This is a genomic window from Geofilum sp. OHC36d9 (assembly GCF_052400685.1).
In the GTDB taxonomy this organism is placed as follows: Bacteria; Bacteroidota; Bacteroidia; order Bacteroidales; family Marinilabiliaceae; genus CAZHHH01.
Genome location: NZ_JBQTGJ010000020.1, coordinates 59079 through 68777 on the forward strand (window position 1 = coordinate 59079; position 9699 = coordinate 68777).

Sequence of the window (9699 nt, forward strand, 5' to 3'; positions counted from 1 at the left end):
CAAACTCAAGGCTTTCGCAGCTCGTAAAATATTAATTCATTTGTGTAAATGAGCACTTTAAGAGCAAACGCAACGCCGAAACCGGACCTTATAGACGGACACTATAAAAGAATTTCAGGATGTTCTTCTCTAAAAGACTTAAGTAAAGTTTAAAGTCAAGGCATCTAAATTGAAACTTTGACTTTAAACTTATAGTTATGCCTACACAAACTAATTCCTAAAAATTAATTTAGTTTCTAAGATGTATTGTGTGGATCAAAACATTCGGAGCTGAATGTTTACTCACGCTTGTAACCAGGATTTTGCGGAAAAGTCTCGCCCATAGATAACAGATCTTCATAAGGGATAGGCCACAGCTGCATGTAATCCTGAATGTTAGTCCGACTCTCAATATATTCCTCTCGCAGTTGAACAGTAACACCTTCTACATCAGTATAAGTCTCTTGTCCATTATGCAACCTAACGCGTTCCACTAATTTACCGTGGCGCTTTAGCAATTCCCAACGATACCCTTCAAGACCAAGTTCACGGGCATATTCAGCGAGAATATCCTCTTCTGTAACAGTGGCTAAAGTTGCTGTTGGCCCATCAATACGATTCTCCCGCAACTCATTAATGTATGCAGTTGCTTCAGGTACATTTCCTTTTGACAAATGAGCTTCAGCGGCCACCAGTAAAACCCAAGGATATCTGAAGATGTAAATGTTATTATACAGTTTTGAATTACTTAAAGGTGCTCTTGCATCGAGATCAAAGTACTTTTTGCACGCAGGTAAAAAATACCGTATAGCATCTGTTGCTCCCGTCTTATTAATATTAGTAAGAGTTAATGTATCTCCATAATTATATGACCTCCTACTGTAATCAAAATCTGGATCATTAAATTGAAAAATAGTCCTCCAGTACGCATCATACCGCTTGTCATTCTGCTGATCATACAGTCCCATTAAATAATCGTTGGCGCCCATACGCCCCCAACCATAGTTGCAATTATCTAATACATCACTTAAGACACCTTGAATTTTGCCCTGGCTAATTAATGGATTTATTTGTAAAGCAATACGGCTATTACCACCACCGCCAACAGCATATGCATCATATTGAATAGCGAACATCGTTTCTTTAGTGTCGTTTTTTCGGCCATCAAACACATTGTATACCGATTCGAGACCAAAAGGGCCTTCATTATATACTTTCTCAGCATGCTCAATTGCCGCATCCCAATCCTCTTGCCATAAAGCAGCATCGGCTCTTAACATGTGAGCAACTCCCAAATTAAGTCTCCCTGGCACATAAGTCCAATCTTCATTATAATAGTCAATGGCTGTTTCGAGATCAGAAATCACCTGCGCCCAGACCTGTGCCGTATCGGCAGGCTCGTATACGCGACTTGTCAAATTATCAATAGTAGTCGGTTCTACATTCAACCAGATATTTTCCCACCTACGTACCAACCACAAATAAGCATAACCACGGTACAAATAAGCCTCGCGTAAAATTTTCTCCTTTTCGTCTCCATCATCGAGAGACTCTTCGCCATAAGTTATAATCGAATTAGTACGTTCAATTACATTATACCAGAATTTCCAATATTTACCAACTGCACCATCTTTCGAAATAAACTGATCAGCAATTTCCCGGTATCTCGCATGACCTGTATTTCCATTTATGGTTATTGTGATATCAGTCCCCCCATCACAATTAACAGAGGCAAACTCTTGCGAGCTATTACCATTTATTAAACTTCGGTGCAAATCATACAACCCCGTAACTGCACTTTGAAGCCCTGCCGGAGTCGTATATAAGAAATCAGTTGTTACCTCTGTCGGGTGCTCTTCTTCCAAAAGGCTGTCTTTGCAACCCGCCAATGTAAAAAGCAATATTATCCCAAGGCAAATGATATTTTTTTTGGATTTCATATCGTGTGTTTTCATCATTATCATTTTAAAAATCAATATTTACCCCTGCTGTAAAATTCCTTGTTTCAGGATATGTACTAGCTGATCCTTCAGGACTATAGCCCAGCCAATCTGTCTTAGTATACAAGTTATCTCCTGCCACATAAACCCGTACCCTCGTATTGCCTAATAAAGACTTTGGGAGAGTATAAGCAAGGGTCACATTTCTAATTCTAAAATATGATGCATCGCGCATGGCAAAAGTTCCACGGTATAGAGATGCACTCGAAAAACTTGGCCTGTAGCCGTCATTAATTGGATTTTCAGGCGTCCAATAATCTATTTTGATACCATTAGCAACGCCACCTAAACTGCCACCATAATTCATATTTCCTAAGAATGCATTATACTTATCGACCCCCTGAACAAGATATAAATCCATTGAAAGCTCGAAATTTTTATATTTTACACTTGTATTCAGCGAGCCCATCCAGTCGGGATCGGAATAATAAAACTTACGGTCACCATCCTCAGTAATAAAACCATCTCCATCTAAATCTTTAACTCTAATATCACCAGGATTTGTGCCCTCTGCCTGAGCAGGGTCATCATACATCGTAAAATCATCATCAATTTGCCAAATACCATCAAATACATAATCGAGCTGATTATTAATAGGCTCACCGATATACCAACCATTTGCCACATCGTCAATATATTCACCGGTCGTTTCATCCTGTAAAACGCCTTTAATCAGTTTATTCTTATTTCTTGAATAATTAACTGTAACCGACCATGTCAAATCCCGTTTTGAAATCAAATAACCTGTTAATGAGAGTTCCACGCCTCTATTTTGAATCTCACCCAAATTATCAGGCATGGTAGTATAACCTGAAAGAGAAGGTAATTTTCTATTTACTAAAAGATCGGTGGTCACCTTGTTATAAAACTCAAACGTACCAAATAGACGGTTCTGCAAAACACCAAAATCTAAGGAAGTATTCAAAGTGGTCGTTGTTTCCCACCTCAAATCAGGGTTGGCAAAAGTTCCACCAGGCAAATAACCAACCTGTGACGTCGTTCCACTAACATAAAAATGGCTGTCAGCAGTAGCAAGGCTTCCGTATGAAGAAATTCCCTGGTTTCCGATTTGTCCGTAGCTCAAACGTATTTTTGCCTGATTAACCCATTCAACATTATCCATAAAACCCTCATTGTGAGCATTCCACCCTAACGATGCAGATGGGAAAATTCCCCATTTATTATTCGCTCCAAAAACCGAGGATCCATCGCGACGGACAGTAAAATTAAACAGGTATTTATCGTTAATTGCGTAATTTACACGGCCCATATAGGACAACAACGTTCTTGAACTAGCGACCCTCTGAACCTCAGATTCTAATGCAGAGGATAAACTGTTAATACCAAAAAAATCATTTCCCAGAGGAGATCCTATAGCACTTGTGCGATGATAATTATCCTCTTGCCACCCTTGCATAAGGGTTACATTCAGATTGTGATTTCCCCAAAAGCTATTGTTGTAAGTAATAATATTTTCAACTAAATAATTGATCGTCGTTGTATTGTCAACTTTCGCATATCCGATGCCTTCTGCAGATGGGTCGTCAAAGGAGTTAAACTGATTATTTTCGGTAAACCTCATATCGGTATTGGCATTGAATCGGTATTTCAGGCCTTTCACAAATTGAGGACTAACTTCAAGATATCCATTAAAAAGGCCACGGTATACATCGCTGCTTTTTTCACGGGTTTCGTTATACAGAAGAGGATTGAGGTATTTTGTATCGCCCAATGGATATTTTACCAATTCTCCTTCTTCATCAACAACTTTGGCCAAAGGGGTATAGGTAATAAAATCACTGTAAGAAGCTGCTTCGGAGTCTTGTTCCGACTTTGTAAGATAAGTTGACAACCCCACTTTAAAAGTATTTGAAATGGTTTTGTCGAGAGAAAGATTTGCTGTAAACCTATTGTACCCAGAATGTGGTCGCATACCTGACTGATCATAAAGCCCTAACGATGCCTTATATTGAGTCTTATCATCGCCGCCAAATAAAGAAATATCATGTTTGGTTATAGGCACATTTTCGTTAAAAGCATACTGATACCAATCCGAATATTCCTGATTCTCTAAGAGTTCCATTTCAAAATCAGAAAATAAATTTTCATCCGGCTGATAAGTTCCAATCCAACCATTCTCTGCATTGGCGTTATCTGAACGTCCACCTTCTCTTCTCACAGCGACGTATTCATCACCATTAAACACCCTAAAGTTAGGCGCCATGTTTTGATAACTAATATAACCATTGTAAGAAACACTTACTTTTCCATTTAAATTCTTACCCCGTTTTGTAGTTATCAGTATGACCCCGTTTGCTGCGCGTGAACCATAAATTCCTTGCGCCGAAGCATCTTTAAGTACCGATATATTCTCGATGTCGTTAATGTTTAGGTCTTGAATATTCTCAACAGGAACACCATCAATTACATATAAGGGCTCATTGCCGCCTTTAAGAGAACTTGTTCCTCGCAATAAAACGCTTGAAGTAGCGCCGGGGCGCACATTCCCAGATGTCACATAAAGTCCGGGTATACTTCCTTTAAGCATTCCTTCCAGATCGGCAGTAGGCTGTGCCACCAAATTCTCGACTTTAACAGTAGAAACAGAACCTGTTATTTCACTCCTTCGCTGAGTTCCGTACCCAATCGCAACCACCTCATCGAGGCTGATAGCATCAGGCAGCATCTTTACACTAATGTTCAACTGGTTACCCACGAAAATTTCTTGCGTAGTCATACCAATAAACGAGAATTGCAAAGTGGCATCAGCAGGCACATTTGAAAGGGTGTAACGACCATCTTTATGGGTAATGGTCCCCTGGACCGTACCTTTAATAACCACAGAAACACCAGGCAAAGGGTCTCCTATATCATCGGTTACCCGGCCGGAAATAGTTTTTTGTTGCTGCATTAAATTGTCATTTTCCGGACTACCATCATTTGATTTTATGGCAATGTACTTGTCGAAGACTTCATACTTTAATTCAAGTGGAGGAAGCACGTCTTCCAATACCTCAAAAACAGTTTTCTGTGTTACATCAATGTCAATGAGGCTTTTTCCTGATAAATCCTCGCTTTGATAAAAAAAGTGGTAGTCAGAATTTTCTTCAATCTCCCGCAAAACATCTTTCAATGTGGAATTCTTCATCTTCAGGTTAATACTTACCCCCTGTCCCACAGTAGGAAGGGCATAAACCTGAAGGACTCCAATAAAACACAGAAAAGCAGTAATTCTCATAACTCTAAGAACTTTGTGCACCCAACTTCGGGGGCAATAATCATTTTTTTTCATAAATTTGAAACGTTTACGATTAGTACTTATCTTCTGGAGGAAGACATAATTGTAAATAAATAGGGGCCGGGAAATATTAGTCGTATTTCCCGGCCTTCTTTCTATGATTACATAGGCTTATTTTTCAAATAAATTATACTTGACTGATTATTATTCATTTCAATACGATATTCAATGCCAGCTGTATATTTCAGAATATCAAAAACCTGATCGATGGGTTTATTTTTTAGGATGGTGCCTGTAAAATGAATCTTCCTTATTGCTTCGTCTTCAAAAACCACCTTCACATTATACCAACGTTCAAACTTTCTGGTAATCGCTTCGAGCGTTTCATCTTTAAAAAACAGAGATCCATCTTTCCAGGAAGTAAAAAATTTGGTGTCTACATTCGAAATATAGATTTTCTTTTGGGCGGTCGCGAACCGGGCATTTTCGCCAGGTAATAACTTAGTTAAAAACTGACCTTCTACATTTTGTAAATTTACCTTACCCTCGACCAGGGTAACATTTACTTCTCCTGTTTTGTCAAAGGCTTCCACATTAAAACTGGTTCCCAGCACTTCAACTGTTAAATGGTTTGTTTTTACATGAAATGGAATTTCAGGATTGTGGCTTACTTCAAAATAGGCTTCACCAGTCAATTCAACATTACGAATTTTGCCATTAAATTTTGCAGGATAAACCAGCCGGGTTCCTGAATTTAACCAGACGTGTGTTTTATCAGAAAGAAACACTTCGGCACTCTCGCCGTCGGGGACAATAATTTCGTTAAACGCTAATTCATCTGAATTGCCCCAAAAAAAGATGGATAACCCCCCGATAAAAAAAGCCAACATAAAAACAGCTGCATATTTTAACAAGGACATTGGGAATTTCCTTTCCCGGTGAGGCTCAACTATTTCTTCTGCTTCTGATTCGGCATAAGTCTCATAATTAGCAAAATCTTTCATTGCCAAAACGTTTTTTAAGGTTTCAAATTCTTCTTTGTGCGCCTTTGATGCCTCAATCCAACGTACAACCTCCTCGATGTCAGACACATTATCGAGTTGATTTAGTGCGAATTTATGTAGTTTCTCTTTTTGCATGCTTGATCTTTTATTATTAAGTACTTTGAACCTCGAAATACCCTACACTTTTTTTTGTTTTTTTTAAGTAAAAAAAACAAATCCGTCAGATACAGGAAAAAGAAAATCCTCAATAATCAGGTAAAGAGTGGAAACCTCACAAAAATTATTGCGGGATTAAAATTTTTCAGTCGTTCAAAATATTGGCCCCGGCGGAGCAGACTATAGTAAGTCTTAATATTTACCGGATGAATTAATTATAAGATATCTGTTAGAGGAATACGCAAGGCAGATAGTCTTTTAAAGCTGGCCTGAGAATTTTTAGGGATTTGGTAATATTGGCTTCTACCGTTTTTAATGAGATGTGCAATTCCTCCGCAATTTCGCGGTTCTTTTTATTTTCAAAACGGCTCATTTCGAAGATACTGCGCGATTGGGGTGAGAGTTTCTCCAATGTCTGACTAATGATGGTGTTGATTTCATCAAAAATTATTGGCGAAGTATCCAAATGGTTCAAAGAAGACTGAGCCAACTCCAATTGACGATGCGACAGATCGCTAGAGTGATTTTGTCTTACTTTGAGATAATCAATTTTTTTAAGACATTGATTTTTTGTGAGTGAGAACATCCAGGATGAAAGATTTTTCACTTCTGAAAATTTCTGATGATTTTCCCACACAATCGAAAATACATCCTGTACTACATCCCGGGCAGATTCCCAGTCGTTTATATAATGCATAGAAAAGTGCAACAAACGCTCATGATACACGTTTATCAGTTTACCAAAAGCCAACGAGTCGCCTTTTGCCAAGTTTTGCAATAATTCTATTTCACTTAGGTTTGACAAGATACAGTCTAATTTATTTATTCAAACATAGTTTTTTTAAGCTGGAGCAATATTTAAAATTTTAACACAAATTTTAACGCTCAAATAACCAATATAAATTACTACTGAGAAATATATCACTCCTCACCTTGACGACATTTACAATCTAACTTAAAAACTAAATATCAACAGGAAAAGTCTTGTGTGCAATCTATCATAAGGCCTACCGGTTATTTTCCATTCTCTCATCCAGATTTAAAACACCATTTATTTGGTGCTATACTCAGGATTTAGGTCCATTGGAAGAAAAACATTTATTTCTGTCCCAATTTTTGCGACAAATCTAATAATTCTTGTACTTTTTCAGGAATGGAAACGGCCAGATTATTATACTCAATTTAAAAACTGATTCTTCAATAGAACGAAAAAATGTAACGTTTTGTTTTTACGCCGGCCTTTTTTCGTATAAAAACTTTTGAAACTCAGGAGGGGACAATATGCGGAGCCCGGGATTTTGAAGCTCCGACATATTAAACCGTTACAATTGTGATTAATGGATAAAACTACAATTCCCGGCTTACGAGTATTGTATATTAGCTATATTTATTTGCTCTCGCATTCACGTTTTATCGCTTCATTCATAAATTCAAAGCCCGCTTTTGTTTTGTTTAGTGTTTGACCCATTAACGATACCAGAAGACCACTGAACCTTTCTCCATGAATGAATTTTGTTTTATCATCAGTCACTCTTTCCAAAATAAAGAAATGCTCTCCATCGAAAATACCCTTTATGCCTAGCTTACCTCTCCAGCGAAACTCGTTGTTCGGTTCCAATTTTAAAATGACTGGTTTAAATGTCATCCCATTAGCATCGGGTGGCTTTATTGAAACAGTCAGCCTTTTACCAGAAGCCTTTTCCCCACTAATATTTTTTATAAATGGATTCCAGTTTGGATAATTTTCAAAATTCATCAGTACGTTCCAAACTGTTGAAACGTTGGCGTGAATTTCAATTTCAGTTCGTATTTCTTTCATTTTATAGTATTCTTTTGAATAAGTAAATTTTTATAAGACCAAAAGTTAACATGGTTGACAAGAAAATCCTAAGGATTGTAACTTAGCTCAATCATTCGATTGAAATTCATTTTTAATTCATCAATGTCCATTTATTAATGATTCTTATTCACTATTGTCCGGTAAAAAATATATTTTCCATTTAAGTGCTCAAGCCGCACGGGCTTTTACTTTTTTTCTACAGCAAAAAAAAGTAAACAAAAAATGCCGCCGCTTCAAGTAATTTCCTAAAAATCAATTTCATTGTCTAAAATCCGGGAACTCGCTTCGCTCAGACAGCCCGGATTTCTTTACGCCAATAAAATTGATTTTCTTAACGGAAATTCCTTGAGGCGGAAAGCAACCCCAATATCTCCTAAAATATCTGGCTCGCACATTGGAGCGGGGTTCTAATCATTTCTCTAAATTTTTACCGGACTCCAATGATTCTTATTCACAATTTGCGCCCATTTATCCTTAATGTTCCTTTCTCCGTCGAAATAACTAACCTGTGAATCAACATCAAAAATTTCACGCGATGGCGCTATAAATATTTTATTCGAATCAGGATATTCAGCAACATCATAACCGATATATGTCCTTATGTCCAGGTAAATACAAGTCTCAGTGGTATGGTTATACAGTTGGTGCGCTCCGGTTTTCCCTTTTTCAAAAAAAATTAAATCTCCACTATTTACAATATCTAATCCTTTGGAAGTTCGTAAAGTTGCAGAACCTGAAATAATCATAAAAAGCTCCTCTGCATATCTGTGAAAATGATAAGGAGCAGAATATTGGTCTGGATTTAATTGTCTTAAGTCGAAATTTAAATTTTCAGGCTTCAGTCTCTTTTTAATTATTGATACATCAGTGAATACTCTGTAATTATCAATTTTATCAGGACTTTCTTGAAATTCTCTTTTATCTGCTTTTAAAATTGTTGCCATATCTTAAAATTTTCATTTATCAATAAACAACTAACCCAACGTGTTGTTTGTTGGTCGTACATTTTGAAGCTTTTTTATCTGATTCAGGTAGTTGGCACAGGTTACAAATGCACGCCGGCAGAGGTAATTGTTAAGGGGCCTTCATTTCGGTGGAGACAATAAACGATATTTTTTTTTCTGCATCGTTGCATCGCGTATCGTTTTACAATAATTCTGGCTATCCCTTTGCATACGGGCATTGAAATGACTTCCAAACGCTTACGCCCCTTGGGGCTAGCCTTGCTGCCATCGGGGAGAATCATACTGCCCGTGGGGAGAACCATGCGCCCCATGGGGATGATCGTGCGCCCCTTGGGGATGATCGTGCGCCCCTTGGGGATGATCGTGCGCCCCTTGGGGAGAGCCATGCGCCCCATGGGGATTGTCATGCGCCCCTTGGGGATTGTCATGCGCCCCTTGGGGGATTGTAATATCCTAAATTAGCTTGACAGATTTTACAACATTACTTGAATGGGATACAAACATAAAACATCATACT

The 9699-nt window shown here is 37.9% G+C and carries 6 protein-coding genes; all 6 read right to left on the reverse strand.

All coding sequences use genetic code 11. From position 1 onward, the window contains the following. Nucleotides 1-278: 278 nt before the first annotated feature. The 6 genes from ACT3CD_RS14935 to ACT3CD_RS14960 all read right to left on the reverse strand — a co-directional run bounded on the left by ACT3CD_RS14935 (nucleotide 279) and on the right by ACT3CD_RS14960 (nucleotide 9161). Complete coding sequence (locus ACT3CD_RS14935; RefSeq protein ID WP_444646458.1) at nucleotides 279-1919, reverse strand: RagB/SusD family nutrient uptake outer membrane protein; 1641 nt, start codon at nucleotides 1917-1919, stop codon at nucleotides 279-281. Between the two features lie 25 nt (nucleotides 1920-1944). Then, complete coding sequence (locus ACT3CD_RS14940) at nucleotides 1945-5217, reverse strand: SusC/RagA family TonB-linked outer membrane protein (RefSeq protein WP_444646459.1); 3273 nt, start codon at nucleotides 5215-5217, stop codon at nucleotides 1945-1947. Nucleotides 5218-5378: 161 nt separating this feature from the next. Further along, nucleotides 5379-6356, reverse strand: coding sequence for a FecR family protein (locus ACT3CD_RS14945; protein ID WP_444646460.1), 978 nt, complete (start codon nucleotides 6354-6356; stop codon nucleotides 5379-5381). 250 nt (nucleotides 6357-6606) lie between these two features. After that, nucleotides 6607-7182: an RNA polymerase sigma-70 factor gene (locus ACT3CD_RS14950; protein ID WP_444646461.1), complete on the reverse strand. Its 576-nt coding sequence runs from the start codon at nucleotides 7180-7182 to the stop codon at nucleotides 6607-6609. Between the two features lie 582 nt (nucleotides 7183-7764). Beyond that, a complete protein-coding gene (locus tag ACT3CD_RS14955) occupies nucleotides 7765-8196 on the reverse strand; it encodes an SRPBCC family protein (RefSeq protein ID WP_444646462.1) in 432 nt (143 codons plus the stop codon). A 440-nt stretch (nucleotides 8197-8636) separates the two neighbouring features. Beyond that, complete coding sequence (locus tag ACT3CD_RS14960) at nucleotides 8637-9161, reverse strand: cupin domain-containing protein (RefSeq protein WP_444646463.1); 525 nt, start codon at nucleotides 9159-9161, stop codon at nucleotides 8637-8639. Between the last annotated feature and the right edge of the window lie 538 nt (nucleotides 9162-9699).

Bases quoted from the DNA above. Each gene is read 5' to 3' on its own strand.
- ACT3CD_RS14935 (WP_444646458.1), bottom strand. From the start codon at position 1,919: ATGAAATCCAAAAAAAATATCATTTGCCTTGGGATAATATTGCTTTTT.
- ACT3CD_RS14940 (WP_444646459.1), bottom strand. From the start codon at position 5,217: ATGAGAATTACTGCTTTTCTGTGTTTTATTGGAGTCCTTCAGGTTTAT.
- ACT3CD_RS14945 (WP_444646460.1), bottom strand. From the start codon at position 6,356: ATGCAAAAAGAGAAACTACATAAATTCGCACTAAATCAACTCGATAAT.
- ACT3CD_RS14955 (WP_444646462.1), bottom strand. From the start codon at position 8,196: ATGAAAGAAATACGAACTGAAATTGAAATTCACGCCAACGTTTCAACA.
- ACT3CD_RS14960 (WP_444646463.1), bottom strand. From the start codon at position 9,161: ATGGCAACAATTTTAAAAGCAGATAAAAGAGAATTTCAAGAAAGTCCT.